General features: G+C 56.2%; 15 protein-coding genes. 3 read left to right on the top strand and 12 right to left on the bottom strand.

Translation table 11 applies throughout. From position 1 onward, the window contains the following. Positions 1-2: 2 nt before the first annotated feature. Together H8K03_00630 and H8K03_00625 are read right to left on the bottom strand one after the other, a co-directional pair. Positions 3-1,829 carry a glutamate mutase L gene (locus tag H8K03_00630; GenBank protein UVT20468.1) on the bottom strand — a complete coding sequence of 609 codons (1,827 nt, stop codon included), beginning with the start codon at positions 1,827-1,829 and terminating at the stop codon, positions 3-5. Continuing rightward, positions 1,826-2,161 carry a hypothetical protein gene (locus H8K03_00625; protein UVT20467.1) on the bottom strand — a complete coding sequence of 112 codons (336 nt, stop codon included), beginning with the start codon at positions 2,159-2,161 and terminating at the stop codon, positions 1,826-1,828. The genes H8K03_00630 and H8K03_00625 overlap by 4 nt, the downstream gene beginning before the upstream one ends. A 395-nt stretch (positions 2,162-2,556) precedes the next feature. Between H8K03_00625 and H8K03_00620 the strand changes: the two genes are divergently transcribed. Together H8K03_00620 and H8K03_00615 are read left to right on the top strand one after the other, a co-directional pair. Further along, entirely contained in the window at positions 2,557-2,829 is a 273-nt protein-coding gene (locus tag H8K03_00620; GenBank protein UVT20466.1) for a BrnT family toxin, read from the top strand. Further along, a complete protein-coding gene (locus H8K03_00615) occupies positions 2,816-3,070 on the top strand; it encodes a hypothetical protein (protein ID UVT20465.1) in 255 nt (84 codons plus the stop codon). The genes H8K03_00620 and H8K03_00615 overlap by 14 nt, the downstream gene beginning before the upstream one ends. Positions 3,071-3,768: 698 nt before the next feature. Here H8K03_00615 and plsY read toward each other — a convergent pair. The 10 genes from plsY to lepA all read right to left on the bottom strand — a co-directional run bounded on the left by plsY (position 3,769) and on the right by lepA (position 14,010). Next, entirely contained in the window at positions 3,769-4,377 is a 609-nt protein-coding gene (gene plsY / locus H8K03_00610) for a glycerol-3-phosphate 1-O-acyltransferase PlsY (GenBank protein UVT20464.1), read from the bottom strand. 55 nt (positions 4,378-4,432) lie between these two features. After that, on the bottom strand, positions 4,433-5,305 hold the full coding sequence (locus H8K03_00605; protein ID UVT20463.1) for a poly(3-hydroxybutyrate) depolymerase: 873 nt from the start codon (positions 5,303-5,305) through the stop codon (positions 4,433-4,435). A 234-nt stretch (positions 5,306-5,539) separates the two neighbouring features. Then, positions 5,540-6,136 (bottom strand): CDP-diacylglycerol--glycerol-3-phosphate 3-phosphatidyltransferase, encoded by a 597-nt coding sequence (pgsA, locus tag H8K03_00600; GenBank protein UVT20462.1) that lies wholly within the window; start codon positions 6,134-6,136, stop codon positions 5,540-5,542. Between the two features lie 3 nt (positions 6,137-6,139). Continuing rightward, positions 6,140-7,105: a KpsF/GutQ family sugar-phosphate isomerase gene (locus H8K03_00595; GenBank protein UVT22329.1), complete on the bottom strand. Its 966-nt coding sequence runs from the start codon at positions 7,103-7,105 to the stop codon at positions 6,140-6,142. Positions 7,106-7,137: 32 nt separating this feature from the next. After that, positions 7,138-7,965, bottom strand: coding sequence for a 3-deoxy-8-phosphooctulonate synthase (kdsA, locus tag H8K03_00590; protein ID UVT20461.1), 828 nt, complete (start codon positions 7,963-7,965; stop codon positions 7,138-7,140). 9 nt (positions 7,966-7,974) lie between these two features. After that, on the bottom strand, positions 7,975-9,576 hold the full coding sequence (locus H8K03_00585) for a CTP synthase (protein UVT20460.1): 1,602 nt from the start codon (positions 9,574-9,576) through the stop codon (positions 7,975-7,977). 34 nt (positions 9,577-9,610) lie between these two features. Then, positions 9,611-10,417 (bottom strand): 3-deoxy-manno-octulosonate cytidylyltransferase, encoded by an 807-nt coding sequence (kdsB, locus tag H8K03_00580; GenBank protein ID UVT20459.1) that lies wholly within the window; start codon positions 10,415-10,417, stop codon positions 9,611-9,613. Further along, positions 10,410-11,474, bottom strand: coding sequence for a D-glycero-beta-D-manno-heptose-7-phosphate kinase (gene rfaE1 / locus H8K03_00575; GenBank protein ID UVT20458.1), 1,065 nt, complete (start codon positions 11,472-11,474; stop codon positions 10,410-10,412). Before rfaE1 ends, kdsB begins: the two co-directional genes overlap by 8 nt. Further along, entirely contained in the window at positions 11,444-12,214 is a 771-nt protein-coding gene (lepB, locus tag H8K03_00570) for a signal peptidase I (GenBank protein UVT20457.1), read from the bottom strand. Before lepB ends, rfaE1 begins: the two co-directional genes overlap by 31 nt. Next, positions 12,211-14,010: an elongation factor 4 gene (gene lepA, locus H8K03_00565; GenBank protein UVT20456.1), complete on the bottom strand. Its 1,800-nt coding sequence runs from the start codon at positions 14,008-14,010 to the stop codon at positions 12,211-12,213. Before lepA ends, lepB begins: the two co-directional genes overlap by 4 nt. Positions 14,011-14,210: 200 nt before the next feature. On the opposite strand from lepA, the gene bioA reads away from it, so the two are divergent. Further along, positions 14,211-15,590 (top strand): adenosylmethionine--8-amino-7-oxononanoate transaminase, encoded by a 1,380-nt coding sequence (gene bioA / locus H8K03_00560; protein ID UVT20455.1) that lies wholly within the window; start codon positions 14,211-14,213, stop codon positions 15,588-15,590. Positions 15,591-15,598: the final 8 nt, after the last annotated feature.

The raw sequence follows: 15,598 nt of genomic DNA, 5'->3' as shown, positions 1-15,598 counted from the left end.
TCCTAAACCGGATAGAGATCGACTGCCTTGAACCATTTCGTCAGTGACGCGACTCGGACTTGATGGTCAGCCGGAAATCTGAGCGGTCGCCCACGGCCATCGAGCAAGAGTCCGACCACACCGCCATGAACCTCTCTCGTGAGAGCAGTACCGACTCCCGCGCCCATGTTGACGCCTTTCGCAGGCTGAATCTTGATGGTTGCCTGTTTGCCGGAATCTAAGGGATAGAGCCGCAGATCGCCGAATTTGAGTTGATCGTTGATGGTCTTTCCATCAGGCAACGTGATCTGATAGTCAGCACAGAGATCCCCGTCCTTCCCCTGTCCGATCGGCGCCACGCAGGTACCCAAATAGATCATGCAATCTCGAACGAACACATCGGTCGCCGCCTTCTGATTGATCGTGGACAGCACCCCGAGATGCGGCATCATGAAGATGCTGTCGACCGACAACCTCGTGCAGCCCATGGGCTCGTAGGCATCGACCATCATTAGCATCGATTGTATGCGCCGCGGCGCATGAGACAGGATGCCGCCGCTCCCGACGATCAAATCCAGTTTCAACATATCGATCAAAGATTTACCGGAGGCCTCCTGCTCGAACACATCGGAGATCGTCCGCTCCTGTTGCACGCCCTTCAAGCCCGTTGCCAGCGACTTATGATGAATCAGCGCCAACCGCAGGGCCTCGCGCGCGATCGCCTGCTCGATTTGCAGCTCGTCGAGTGTTTGGGGAATGGTGGTGGGCCGGATCATCTTGTTCTTGATGCGGTTACGGAGCGTCTGCTCATCGATCGTGAACGGCACCCATCGCATAATGTTCGCCAGACCCGCTTCGGCGAGGACATTGGACACACTGTAGGACATGCCGAGATTGGCGCTGACCGTCCGGTTGAACACGCCGTCGAACACGGAAAAGACGTCGGTCGTCGCACCGCCGATATCCACCCCGATCAGATTCAGATGTTCCCGCTGGGCGATCGTCTCCATGATGAGCCCGACTGCAGCCGGCGTCGGCATGATCGGAGCGCCGGCCATCTCGATGAGCTTCTTATAGCCCGGCGCCTGTTGCATGACGTGCTCGAGAAACAAGTCGTGAATCTTGTTCCGCGCCGGTGCCAGGTTCTCTCGTTCCAGGACCGGCCGGATATTGTCTGTGACGACCAGTGCCGATTTGTCTTCCAGAATCTTTTTGACTTGCGGTTGGGCTTCCTTGTTGCCCGCATAGATCAGCGGCAACTTGTACGTCACGCCGAATCGTGGCCGTGGTTCAGCAGCCGCGATATATTCGGCCATCTCCACCACGTGCGTCACGGCTCCACCATCGGTCCCTCCCGACATCAAAATCATGTCCGGTCTCATGGAACGGATGCGCTCGATCTTTTCGTGGGGCAATCGGCCGTCGTTGGAGGCCAACACATCGATCACAATCGCACCGGCCCCCAGTGCGGCACGCTGCGCGCTTTCGCCGGTCATGTTCTGCACGACACCCGTCACCATCATCTGCAACCCGCCGCCGGCACTGCTGGTCGAGATATAAATGTCGACACCCGTCTTGTCATCACGACAGGGCGTGATGATCTGATCGCCGTCCAAAATTTTCCGGCCTGAGAGTTCCTCGATTTCAGCGATGGCATTCAACACGCCGCGCGTGACGTCTTCGAACGGAGCTTCCACGGTCGTCGGGGCTTCGCCGCGATACGTCTGCCGATATTGGTCACCGACTTTTTCGATGAGAATGGCTTTGGTCGTGGTGCTGCCGCAATCGGTCGCTACGATCACATTGAGAGGGCGATCGATCTTTGGAGGGCTGGATGCGGAAGACGTCATTGAGCCGTTGCTCCCTTTGGAGCAGACTTGGCTTCAATGATGGAGATAAGACGAGTCACCGTGTCACGGCGTTCGAGCAATCGCGCGACCTGCTCGACTTCTTTCGTGTTGAAGGCACAATCGAGGATCGGTGTCAGGAAATGCAGCGCCTGACTGCCCAGAAAATTCATCGGCCCCATGGACTCCAAGAACATCGTCGCAGGAGCCGCCATTCCCCGCTTGACAATCACCTCCGCAATCCGCTCCATCAACTGCACGTCTTCGATAGAGAGGGGCTGATTCTCAGGAGGAACGGCAAACGCATGGCGAAGCCCGGCGCGCAGTTGAGCCATCTTTCCCGCCAGATTGTCATTGAAGCGAGATCGCATAAGTGCAGGCCGGACAAGGCAAACCTCGAACGGATCGCATTATATGAAGGGGGTAGAAGAGAGTCAATTCAATGAGGCTAATTGGAAGACTCAAGATTGGTCTCAATAAGTCTCTTTTGATAACGTACCTCGTGAAACTTGTTGTAGCTAACAGCCACGCCGTGCTCATTCCATACCGCATGGAGGCCACGTCTATTGCGCATGCTGGCGAGAATGTCATCGAGCGAAGGATAAATCGGATGGCCATCTCGGGTGGTATAACACGCTGCTGTAGCCAACAAGCGGCAGTTGGTTTAGACTCATGGGCGTGCGCCTCAGCAACAGGTCGTAATGCGTAGCACCAGAAACTACATTTTATTATGAAGTTTGAGTGGGATCCGCGCAAAGCTGAAATTAATCTTCGTAAACATGGAATATCGTTCGATGAAGCGGCTTCGGTATTTCTGGACCGTCTAGCACTTTCCGGCCCTGACCCAGATCACTCTATCAGCGAACTGCGGTATATTACCTTTGGGATGTCCCGCTTGAGCCGACTACTGGTCGTTTCGCATACGTATCGGCCCGACGCAATTCGAATCATCAATGCCCGTCGCATGACACGCAGCGAAAGGAAATTATATGAAGAGGGATAAAGACGAAATGCGTTCAGAATACAAACGGTCGGACTTTACAAAACTGGAAAGAGGGAAATTTTATTCGGCAGTAGCCGCAGGAACTTCAGTCGCCCTGTTGGAACCAGCTATTGCCAAAGCCTTTCCCACTTCAAAAGCAGTCAATGAAGCACTTGCGGGATTACTCGTACTGACTGAAAAAACAACACGCATAACCCGGCGCTCAACTCGAACGCGCAGAAAGTCGGCTCGCACCGATTAGCGGTATGATGCTAATTCTCCCGCCCGCAATAGCACCCTCATGAGAACTACACGGCTTAATCCTTACGTATGCGTATTCGGCCTCACCTGGGACGACTGCGAACACCTTCTCGCCCAGCTCGGTTATTCCGCACAAGTCAGTATTGTCGCCCGGTAGTTTCGCCTGAAACCCTTCGGCGGCTGGCAAGATAACGACTTTACCCGGAGGTGGGGACTACTTCGGCTGAGGCGCAAAGTTTACATCCCGTTGGTACTGCTCGTAAGAAACAGACGCGTTGGACAAGCATCGGTTTCGTGCTTGTATGTCATCAATCCTAAAGCACTGGTTCTCCTGCCAAGCTTGACCGGTCTTATAAAGTTCTTTCGACGAGCAACCGGCCAGTGTTGCCATGCTCAGCGCGAAAAGCCAGACGACGATTGTTTGGTTCATTTATGTTCCAACCTTGCTTCAGGAAAGTTACCGATCGATACGAAAGACCACAAACGAGCCGCAGTATATGAACGGTAGACAAATAGAGTCAATTTAAGGTGCTTTCATCCCCTTAAAAGGGCGGGCCGATTGAATCCAGAATTGCGCGCTCTATTTTCCTTTCTCTCAAAAGGAAGAGGGAGCGGCCAGGTTGTCGTTCACTGCGCGCATCGAGGGACCACTGTTTCATCGTGGGGCCTCGGCGAGCACAAGACCAGTTTGACTGCTCTCTATTCCGGTTTCCTTTGCCCCATCTTACTCTCAGTGCCATTCCATAGCCGTTCAATATTCCCCTTGTGTTTGATCACGATGAGCCCGGTCACGAGCACAGAAAACGATATGAAGGCGGTCGTTGGTCGGAGCAACGCGGCGATGATGGGAAAGAGTCCGAATGCAGTGAGTGCGCCGCCGGAGGAATAGCGCCACAGAGCTACGGCTCCAATCCACGCCAGGAGCAGCAACAACCCGATCCATGGCGCGACACCGAGGACGGAACCAAGCGCGGTCGCCACCCCCTTCCCACCTTTGAATCCAAGAAACGGGGAAAACAAGTGTCCGAGAAACGGCGCAAGCGCGACCGTCAAGATGGCCCATTCATCCTGAAGCAATTGCGTCGCTGCGAAACCCATCACCCACCCCTTGCCCATATCACCGAGCAAGGTCAGGATACCGGGCTTCTTGCCTGACACCCGCAGCACGTTCGTAAATCCGACATTCTTACTGCCGACCGTACGCGGATCCGGCAGACCCATCGCTTTGGAGATGACGACCCCAAACGGGACTGCTCCCAACAGATATCCGAAGATGGCGAGCCCTATGGTCAGCCCTGTGTGGTCCATCCAATCTCTCGGCGTTACCGCCTTCTCTCTAAGAACGGGCGCAAGCGTCGGCCTATCACTGAAACTTCTCCGGATGCGCGAAGAACTCCAGTATGACTTGATTCAGATTCGGCCAATCGCGATGACTGCCGGTTCCTTCGCAGTAGAGCGTCGCGCCTCCTTGAGCACAGTGTTGATATGCGCGACATCCACCCTCGACGGCTTTTGTCTGGTTCAGATCGCAGCGATTGCAGCCCGCCCACCAGGCTGACGTTTGCGCTCCCCAACCGGGAAACAAAGTATCGTTCCTGCTGTGCATAATCATGACCGGAATGGGATCTCGGCACTGAAATGATTCGAGATCTTTTCCGGTCCAACCTGCGGCGCTCGGCGCAATCGCAGCAGGAATCTTTTTTGTCTTATCGAGCACGGCGAGCGCCAGTGAAGCGGTGCCGCCATCAGAATGGCCGGTCATAAACACCCTCTTCTCGTCGATACACCACTCCTTTGCCACGGAGCCGGGGATCGTCCCGGCTTGTTCAATCGCCGGAAAATTCAACTGCCGGTGATCCGCATAGACCACGATAAAGCCGGCGCGAGTGGCTGCAGTCGTGAGGCCTGTAAGCCGCTCAGTCGCCCAACGACTCTGCCCGGCGGGAGCGTAGACCATGAGGAGCGGATGCGCAAAGGTCGCGTCATAGTTGGAGGGTGTCCGCACCATATACCGAATCCCATCAGCCGAGACTTTCCCATCGGTCGCCCCAACGAGACCAACTCGGGCTCCCGCTTCACATCGGGGCGCCGCCAGAGCGCTCGAATAGGCATAGGCTTCTAATTGAGGAGGCGTTTTGTTCTCTGTACAGGCTGTGATGAGGAAGAAGAGACAGGTACAGACACCGATCTGTTGTGCGAGTGGCGCTCTCCGAACGGCCCGGCATTTCAAACCCATGTCAGGCCCGTCCCGGTGACAGTCAATCCGACGAGAACTGATGGAGGAATCAAATCTAACGCATTACAGGATGTTCAAACGAGACATCCAGCAAGGCCGCAGCGAGTGAAGGGCCGAGGCATAGGCTTTCTCACCCACCCGCCCCGAGCAGCCGGAGCCGCTCACTCCCGTCGGGGTATGTTGAGGGTCTAAACGATGCGAGAACGAAGCTGGGGTCTAGTTTCAACATCCTGACTACAGTCCTTTGGCGACGACCTGCTTCCAGAAACTCCAAACATACTGGCCGCCGGAGATATAGCCGAGCACCAGCGAGAGGTACAAGGTGACGGTGCCGGCCAAATGCATATTACCGAGTTCAGCCAACCCTGTTCCTTCCAGGATCAGCAGGATGATCGCCACCACTTGCAGGGCCATCTTGTATTTACCGGTCGTCTCCGCGGCGATGATCATCCCTTCTCCGGCCGCAATGGCGCGGATTCCCGTGACCGCGACTTCCCGCGCGATGATCAACAACACCACCAACGCGCTGACCCGGTCCACGTTCATGAGGAGGATCAGGGCCGACAACACCAGGAGCTTGTCAGCGATGGGATCGAGCAGCTTGCCGAGCTTCGTGACCTGGCCGGTTCGTCTGGCGATAAAACCATCCAGCCAATCGGTCACCGCCGCAACGGTAAAGATAATGGCCGCCGCCAGCGACTGATCGGGCGTAGGATTGACGAAGAAAATGATGAAGGCCGGGATCAAGAGAATGCGGACGAGGGTCAGCAGATTGGGCAGATTGAGCGACTCCGCCCCGATGTCTCGCCACACTTCCAGAACACGGTTCATAGCTTATACTATCCCGTTCTTCAGTAAATCATGCAAATGAATCACACCACGGATAGTTCGACCATCTTCCGTCACCACCAGCGTCGTAATCGAAAAGCGTTCCATCATCTCGACGGCTTTGGCCGCCAGTTCATCGGGTCCGATGGCTTTGGGGTCCTGCGTGGCCAACTCTCTCGCCGTCGTGTTCACCAAATCGGTCCCACGTTGGATGAACCGCCGCAGGTCGCCATCCGTAATCACGCCGACCAGCGCTCCCTCCTGATCAACCACTGTCGTCATGCCGAGCTTTTTCGCCGTCATTTCCAGCATGGCCGCCATGCCACCGACCGAGGCTTGAACCATCGGAACCTCCGATTCGGTATGCATGAGGTCTTTCACCTTCACCAACAACCGCCGTCCCAATGTGCCGCCGGGATGGAACCGCGCAAAGTCTTCTTCCTTGAATTCGCGTTTCTGCAGCAGCGCAATCGCCAACGCGTCGCCCAAGGCCAGCGTGGCCGTCGTGCTAGCAGTCGGGGCCAATCCCATGGGACATGCCTCTTCTTGCACCGAGACATCGAGCGCAACATCGGCATTTTTCGCCAACGTCGAATTCATCCGGCCGGTGAGCGCGATCACCGGAATGCCCAGACGTTTCACATAGGGAAGCAATTGAAGCAATTCTTGCGTCTCGCCGCTGTTGGAAATCGCGACCAGCGCATCCCGTCTGGCCAACATGCCGAGATCGCCGTGCACCCCTTCGGCGGGATGCAGAAAGAACGACGAAGTGCCGGTGCTGGCGAGCGTCGCGGCAATTTTCTGTCCGATGAGGCCCGACTTCCCCATACCAGACACCACAACCTTCCCCTTGCACTGAACGAGCACATCCACCGCTTTGGCAAACTTGGCGTCCAGCCGATCAATCAGCGACTGGACGGCCCGAGCTTCGATTTCCAGCACGCGCCGGCCGTCAGCAAGACTGCCGAGCATCTTCTCGGTCTTCGATATTCGATTGGCTGATTTCACGTTTTTGGCTTTGCCGCGTCGCATATACGCAGGACCCGCTCCAACAAGGACTTCAATTGATGCAACGGTACCATATTCGGCCCGTCCGACAGAGCTGCATCCGGATCTGGATGGACTTCCATGAAGAATCCGTCCACACCCGCTCCGGCCGCCGCACAGGCCAATGGCTCGACAAATTCACGCTGGCCGCTGGACTTCGTCCCTCCTCCGCCCGGCAGCTGCACACTGTGAGTCGCATCGAAGACCACAGGATACCCGAAGCTCCTCAGGATAGGGAAGGACCGCATATCCACGACGAGATTGTTGTAGCCGAACGATGAGCCGCGTTCCGTCAGCACGATCCGCCGGTTGCCGCACTCCTCTATTTTCTTGACGGCATTGCCCATCTCGGTTGGCGAGAGAAACTGGCCCTTTTTCACGTTCACGACCGCTCCGGTCTTGGCGGCGGCGATCAGCAAATCCGTCTGCCGACAGAGAAAGGCCGGAATTTGCAGCACATCCACAACCTTCCCGGCTTCCGTCGCCTGTTCTTCCGTGTGGACGTCGGTCAGAACCGGAAGCGTGAATTGGTCCTTCACTTTCTTGAGTATCGCCAGGCCCTTTTCGATGCCGGGCCCGCGAAACGACGTGATGGATGTCCGGTTGGCCTTATCGAATGACGACTTGAAGATGTATGGAATTCCCAACGACTTGGTGATCTCTGCAACACGGCCCGCCGTGTCCATGACCAGCTGCTCATTCTCGATCACGCAGGGGCCGGCAATGAGAAACGGCTGCTGCCCTTGACCGACTTTGAACGGGCCGATATCAACGAGGTGTGTCATGGCCTACAATCAATGCCCGAGTTTCTTGCGCACCGCCGCCCCCACAAAGCCACTAAATAGGGGATGCGGGCGGTGCGGACGGGAACTGTATTCAGGATGAAATTGAGTACCCAAAAACCAGGGATGATTCTTCAACTCGATGATTTCAACCAGCCGGCCGTCAGGAGACACTCCGCTCAAGACCAGCCCCTTTGCGGTCAGCTGTTCGCGATAGGCGTTGTTGAATTCATAGCGATGGCGGTGGCGTTCACGGACCTCGCTCACACCGTACATTTTCTGGGCCAGCGTCCCCTCGCCGAGCTTGCAGACATACGATCCCAGTCGCATCGTTCCGCCCTTGTTGCTGACGGCATGCTGATCGGGCATCAAATGAATCACCGGGTGTGGTGACTGTTCGTCAAACTCGGCGCTGTTGGCGCCGGCCAGTCCGGCTACATTGCGGGCGAATTCGATGACGGCACACTGCATGCCCAGACACAGACCCAGGAACGGCACCTGACGTTCCCGCGCATACTTGATGGTTGTCACTTTCCCCTCGATCCCTCTCGTTCCGAACCCCCCGGGAATCAGGATACCGTCCGCCTCCCGCAAGATACGCTCCGTACCCAGCCGTTCGACATCCTCCGACTCGATCCAATTGATATTGACCTTGGTTTCATGGTCGATGCCGCCGTGAACCAGCGCTTCTCCCAGGCTTTTGTAGCACTCTTTCAGCCCTACATACTTTCCCACCAGTGCGATGGAAATCTCGTGCTTCGGGCGCTTGATCTTCTGCACCATCGCATCCCACTCGCGAAGATTCGGTTGGCCGGTCTCCAAGTGGAGTTGACGGACGATCAGTTCATCCAATCCCTCTTTTCGGAAGACGATCGGCACTTCATAGATCGTATCGACGTCTTTGGCGGTGATGACGGCATCCTTGTCCACGTTACAAAACATGGCGATCTTGCCCTTGAGTTCCGGGGGAATGTACCGGTCGGTCCGGCATAAGAGAATGTTGGGCTGAATACCGATTTCACGGAGCTTGTTGACGGAATGCTGCGTCGGCTTAGTCTTCAGTTCACCGGCCGTGCCGATGTAGGGCACCAAGGTCAGGTGGACGTACAAGACGTTATCGCGCCCGACATCATACGGCATCTGCCTGATGGCCTCGAGAAACGGCAAGCTCTCGATGTCGCCCACCGTGCCGCCGATCTCGACGATCGTAACATCGATGCCTTTGGAAATGCGCATGATCGCCTGCTTGATCTCATCCGTCACATGCGGCACGACTTGTACGGTTCCGCCGAGATAGTCTCCGCGGCGCTCTTTGGTGATGACCGAGTGATAAATCCTGCCGGTTGTGTAATTGCTTTCCTTGGTCAGCGACAGGGTCGTGAACCGTTCGTAATGTCCGAGGTCGAGATCGGTCTCGGCTCCGTCGTCGGTGACAAAGACTTCCCCGTGTTGATAGGGGTTCATCGTCCCCGGATCGACATTGATGTACGGGTCCAACTTGAGAAACGTGATCTTCAAACCTCGACTTTCGAGAAGATTCCCGATGGACGCGGAAGCCAGGCCCTTCCCAAGTGATGAGACCACTCCTCCGGTCACGAAAATAAACTTGTTCATGGTTGACCTCTCTTGGTCCTCGAACCGCTCTGTGTCAGCCCGGCCGCTGGGATACCACCCCTTGGCTCTTCAACTCACGCTTGAGCGCATCGAATTGCTGGAGCCGGTCCGCAACGTCAGGCACATCCTCCCGCCGATCCACCCGCAGTGATGCGTGTTGGGTTTCCCACACCCGGATAGGAATGCCATAATCCAGCGCGCGAAGTTGCTCAAGCTTTTCGGCGTCCTCCAAACGACTCGTCGGCAAGGCGGCCAGTCGGAGCAATGTTTCCTTCGCATAGATGTACAGTCCCAGATGGATATAATGAAGTCCTCCGATGACCCGCCTCTCCGCTTCATCACGAACGAACGGGATCGGAGCCCGCGAAAAATACAGGGCATTCCCTCGGGCATCTGTCACCACTTTGACCACACCGGGGTTGAGAAGATCCTCTGTCGGGTCCATCACTCGTTTTAACGTACCCACGCCGGCACCGCTGTCGATAAACGGCTCGATCAAATCCGTCAACAGTTCTGAGTTCAACGGGATCTCGTCACCCTGTAAGTTCAAGAAGTAGTCCCCGGCAAATATGCGCGCGACGGCCGCAACTCGGTCCGTCCCCGTCCGACATTCACTGGTGACAAGGATCGCACGCCCTCCAAACCGTTCAACGGCTTGCTTGATACGCTCGTCGTCGGTTGCGACCAACACATCCGAAACAGCGCGGCACGTGACCGCCCGTTCATAGACATGCTGAATCATCGGCTTGCCGTTCAACTCGACGAGCGGCTTGCCTGGAAACCGGGACGAGCCGTACCGAGCTGGAATCACCACCGTGACCGACCGTGACGCTCTATTCATCCCCAAACGCCTCAGACAACTGTTTTGGTGAGATGGTCGCGGTCCCGACCATTCCTACGACGATTCCGGCCGCGTAGTTCGCCATGATCGCTCCGGTCTTGATGCTTGCTCCGGCCGAAAGCGCCATCGCCAGGGTTCCGATGACCGTATCTCCCGCTCCGGTGACGTCATAGACCTGCCTGGCTTTGGTGGGCAAATGCCACGATGCCCCGTCCCCTTCGTACAAACTCATGCCTTTTTCGCCGCGCGTAATCAGGACCGACTGACAGCCGAGACGCTGCCGAATCATCGCTCCCGCTTCGTTGATCGTTTGATTGTCATCCCCGTGCATTCCCGACGCCTGAGTCGCCTCGAGGTGGTTGGGAGTAATGACGGTGACTCCTTTATAGTAGTTAAAATGCTCGACCTTCGGATCAACGATGACGGGAACTCTGCGCAATGACGCGAGACGGGTGAGATCGGACATCAAGGCCGAGGAGATGACTCCTTTGGCATAGTCGGACACGACGATACAGGACAACTCTCGAAGTTTCGATTCCACATGCCGGATTATCTTTCGGCGAAGGGTCGCTTTCAACTCGGTTCGACCCTCAATGTCATACCGCACGATCTGCTGGTTATGCGCAATCACACGACTTTTCCTGGTGGTGGGACGTTCACGATCGATCACAACGCCACCAAGTCCCCCCCGTGTGTGTCGGAGCTCTTTGAGCAATGATTTCCCGCTTTCATCCGCCCCGATCACGCCGCAGAGATGCGCCTTTCCACCCAAAGCCAGAATATTGCTGTAGACGTTGGCCGCCCCGCCCAGCCGGAGGGATTCTGAATCGACATGGACGACCGGGACCGGCGCTTCCGGAGAGATCCGGCTCACCCGCCCCATCACATAGTGATCGAGGATGAGATCGCCGACGACGAGCACCGATGCTTGTGGAAATCGTTGAAGATACTGTCGGAGCGCTTTGGGCGACGAACCTTCCTTCCCGTTGGATTCTTCCCTTGGGAAAGAGGTGCCGCTGCTCTTCTTCACTGAATGGCCTTGGCGAATCGTTCCCACCGGACCCACTCCGTCCAATTTCCCTGACCGTTCCAGGACCAATAGATACGGAACGCCTTCCCTCGAATCTTTTCTTCACGCACATATCCCCAGAACCGACTGTCCAGACTTTGGTCGCGATTGTCGCCCATCACGAAATAGGATCCTTCGGGGACCGAGACCGGCCCAAAATTATCACGGGGGTTGATGGTGCTGTCGATGATGCCGGGGTCGATTCGTTGTGTAAAGGCCTTGTCGTCGAGCGGCTGGCCATTGACGAGCACGACTTTGTTCCGAAGCTGCACGGTATCGCCCGGCAGCCCCACGATGCGTTTGATGAAATCTTTTTCTTCGTCTTCGGGGAAACGGAATACGACGATATCCCCGCGTTGCGGCTTGCCGAACGTGATGACCGTCTGAGAGGTATAACAATTGACCGGAGGAAAATTCCATTGCAGCTTGCAGTCCGTCGGCCACTGAAGCCCATACGAGAGCTTGCTCACTAAGATGTGATCGCCGATCAGCAAGGTCGGAATCATCGATCCCGAGGGAATCTTGAATGCCTGTACCACGAACACGCGGATCGCGAATGCCAGCAGCATGGCCACGACGATGGCTTCCGCATACTCGCGGACGATGGACTTACGCTCCGCTCGGCTCGCGTTGTCCTCGAGCTTGGTTCCGGAAAGCGAGGCCTGCTCTCCGGCACGCGGAGAACCGGGCAACTTCTCAGCATTCCTCTGATTCTGTTCGAGGCTCATTCGTCTCCGACTCTCAAGATGGCCAAGAAGGCTTCCTGCGGAACCTCGACACTGCCGACCGCTTTCATACGCTTCTTCCCTTCCTTCTGCTTTTCGAGCAACTTTCGCTTGCGCGTAATGTCGCCGCCGTAGCACTTCGCCGTCACGTTCTTTTTCATCGCCCCAATCGTTTCGCGCGCAACAATCTTGTTGCCGATCGCCGCTTGTATTGCGATTTCAAACATCTGACGCGGGATCAGCTCCTTCATCTTTTCCGCAAGTTGACGCCCTCGCTGATACGAGCGCTCCTTGTGCGTGATGAAGGACAGAGCATCGACAGCCTCGCCATTCAACAAGATATCGAGCTTGACGAGTTCGGACTCGCGATACCCGATCAGTTCATAGTCGAGCGAGGCATAGCCCTGCGTGCGCGACTTGAGCTTATCGTAGAAGTCGAGAATCACTTCATTGAGCGGCAGCTCGTAGCTGATTACGACCCGCGTCGGATCGAGAAAGTGGATGTCCCGCTGAATGCCACGTCGCTCTTGGCACAGTTGGAGAATTGCGCCCATATACCGTTCGGGCGTGATCACCGTCGCCAGAATGAACGGCTCTTCAAATGTAGTGATGTTGTTTGGAGGGGGCAATTCAGATGGATTGTCAATCTCCAGCTTATCGCCCTTTGTCGTGGTCACATGATAGACCACGGTAGGAGCCGTGGTAATGAGCGTCAGGCCGTACTCCCGCTCCAATCGCTCCTGGATGATTTCCATGTGCAGCAAGCCTAGGAACCCGCAGCGAAACCCGAAGCCGAGCGCCAGCGAGGTTTCAGGCTCGTAGACGAACGAGGAGTCGTTCAATCGCAGTTTAACGAGCGCATCACGCAAATCCTCGTACTTTGCGGTGTCCGTTGAGTAGAGGCCGCAAAACACCAACGGCTTGACTTCTTTGTAACCGGGAAACGGAGCGGCGGTGGGAGTGACGGCATCCGTCAACGTATCGCCGATTTTGACATCGGCCACTTCTCTCATGTTGGCACACAAGTATCCGACCTCGCCCGTCATCAGCTCGGACTTTTTCGTGCGTTTGGGAGTAAACTGGCCGACTTCCATCACCTCAAACGTCCGGTCATTCGACATCACCTTGATCTTCATTCCCGGCCGGATCGACCCGTCCACGAGTCTAATCAAGACGATCACACCCTGGTAATTGTCGAACCAGGAGTCGAAGATGAGCGCTTTGAAGGGGGCCTGCGGATCACCGGAGGGAGGAGGAACGCGCGCAATGATCGCCTCCAAAACGGCCGGTACACCCTTCCCTTCCTTTGCACTGATGGGAAGGGCATCGGCAGCTTCGAGTTGCAACACCTCCGAGATGGAATGCTTCGTCCCCTCGACGTCCGCGCTTGCCAAATCGATTTTGTTGATGACCGGAATAATGGCGAGGTTGTTGGCCATCGCCAAATTCACATTGGCGATCGTCTGTGCCTGCACACCTTGAGTGGCATCCACCAGCAACAGCGCACCTTCGCAAGCCGCTAAGCTCCGGGAGACTTCATAGGTAAAGTCGACATGCCCCGGCGTATCGATCAAATGCAAGGCATACGTCATCCCATCCTCGGCCTTGTACCGGATCGCCACTGCGTGGGCCTTGATCGTAATGCCACGTTCCCGCTCGAGGTCCATGGCATCGAGGATCTGGTCTTTCGCCTCTCGAGCAGTGACTGCGCCAGTAGCTTCTAGGAACCGGTCAGCGAGGGTTGATTTGCCGTGATCGATATGAGCGATAATTGAAAAATTGCGTATAAGGCTTTGCAAATCCTAGCTCATTCGTGAAAATCGGTTTATTATAAATACTGCCTCCCAGGTTGTCAAAGTAATCGCCCGCCCTTATAATCACGCGCCACGCCCGACGAAGCTCTCGTCCATCATCCGTCACGCATCAACCGTGTTATGAACCAGACGATATCCTTTACTATCCACGAATGACCGTTGACGCCTGACGCCTTTCGATCTCCATGGCACGAAAACCCTCAACCCGGCAACTCGTCGAATGGGACCATCGATACGTCTGGCATCCGTTCACGCAAATGCAGGAATGGGAACAGGAAGCACCCCTCATCATCGAGCGCGGCAAGGGGTCCTATCTCATCGATACAGAGGGCAAGACATACCTCGATGGTACGTCGTCCATCTGGGTGAATCTGCACGGGCATCGACATCCGGTCCTTGACCGTGCCCTCAAGCAGCAACTCGACAACATCGCCCACTCGACGTTCCTCGGCCTCTCCAATCCCCCGGCCATCGAGCTGGCCCGCGAGTTGATCCGGATCGCGCCGAAAGGACTTACCCGCGTCTTCTATTCCGACAACGGTTCTACGGCGGTCGAGGTCGCGCTCAAGATGGCCGTTCAATACTGGCAGCAGGGACACCCTGATGCCGGCCCAAAGAACACCTTTCTTCATCTGAAACTGGCGTATCACGGAGATACGATCGGCGCCGTGAGCGTCGGGAACATCGAGGTCTTCCATTCGCGGTTCAAACCGTTGCTCTTTTCGACCTTAGAGGCGGAACCGCCCTATTGCTACCGTTGTCCCTTGAACCTCACCTATCCGTCGTGCCGCTTGGCCTGCGTTGACCCGATCGAGAGAATCCTCAAGACCCGCCACCGCGAGTTGGCCGGCTTCATCATCGAACCATTGATGCAAGCGGCGGCCGGCATGATTCCTCAGCCGCCCGGCTACCTGAAACGCATCCGCGAGCTCTGCACCAAATACGATGTCTTGTTGATTGCCGACGAGGTCGCGACGGGGTTCGGTCGCACCGGCAAGATGTTCGCGTGCGAGCACGAGGAAGTCACCCCGGATCTGATGGCGATCAGCAAGGGGCTTACCGGCGGATACATGCCGCTCGCCGCGACATTAACGACGGATACAATCTACCGAGCCTTTTTCGGAACCTACGCTGAGTTCAAGAGTTTCTTTCATGGACATAGTTTTACCGGCAATCCGCTGGGCTGTTCCGTGGCCCTCGCAAATCTCCAAGTCTTTCGCCAGGAAAAGACGCTCCTCAAATTGTCGCCCAAGATCAAAGCACTGGCGCTCTGGATGAAGCGACTGGCCGAGACGTCTCATGTCGGCGACATCCGTCAGCAAGGGTTCATGGTGGGAATCGAATTGGTCCGAGATAAGAAGACCAAAGAGCCGTATCCGTTGGATGCCAAAGTCGGTCACCGTGTCGCATCGATCGCCCGCTCGAAAGGACTCATCACCCGACCCATCGGAAACGTGCTCGTGCTCATGCCGCCACTATCAACGACCTCCGAGGATTTGAAGAAAATGGTAGAAATTCTGCAAGAATCCATAGACACTCTGCTCAGCGATGGAGCATCACTGTGACCTCCTCG

Origin of the sequence: Nitrospira sp., assembly GCA_024760545.1 — a bacterium.
GTDB lineage: Bacteria > Nitrospirota > Nitrospiria > Nitrospirales > Nitrospiraceae > Nitrospira_D.
This window is presented reverse-complemented; position numbering and strand designations above follow the sequence as displayed.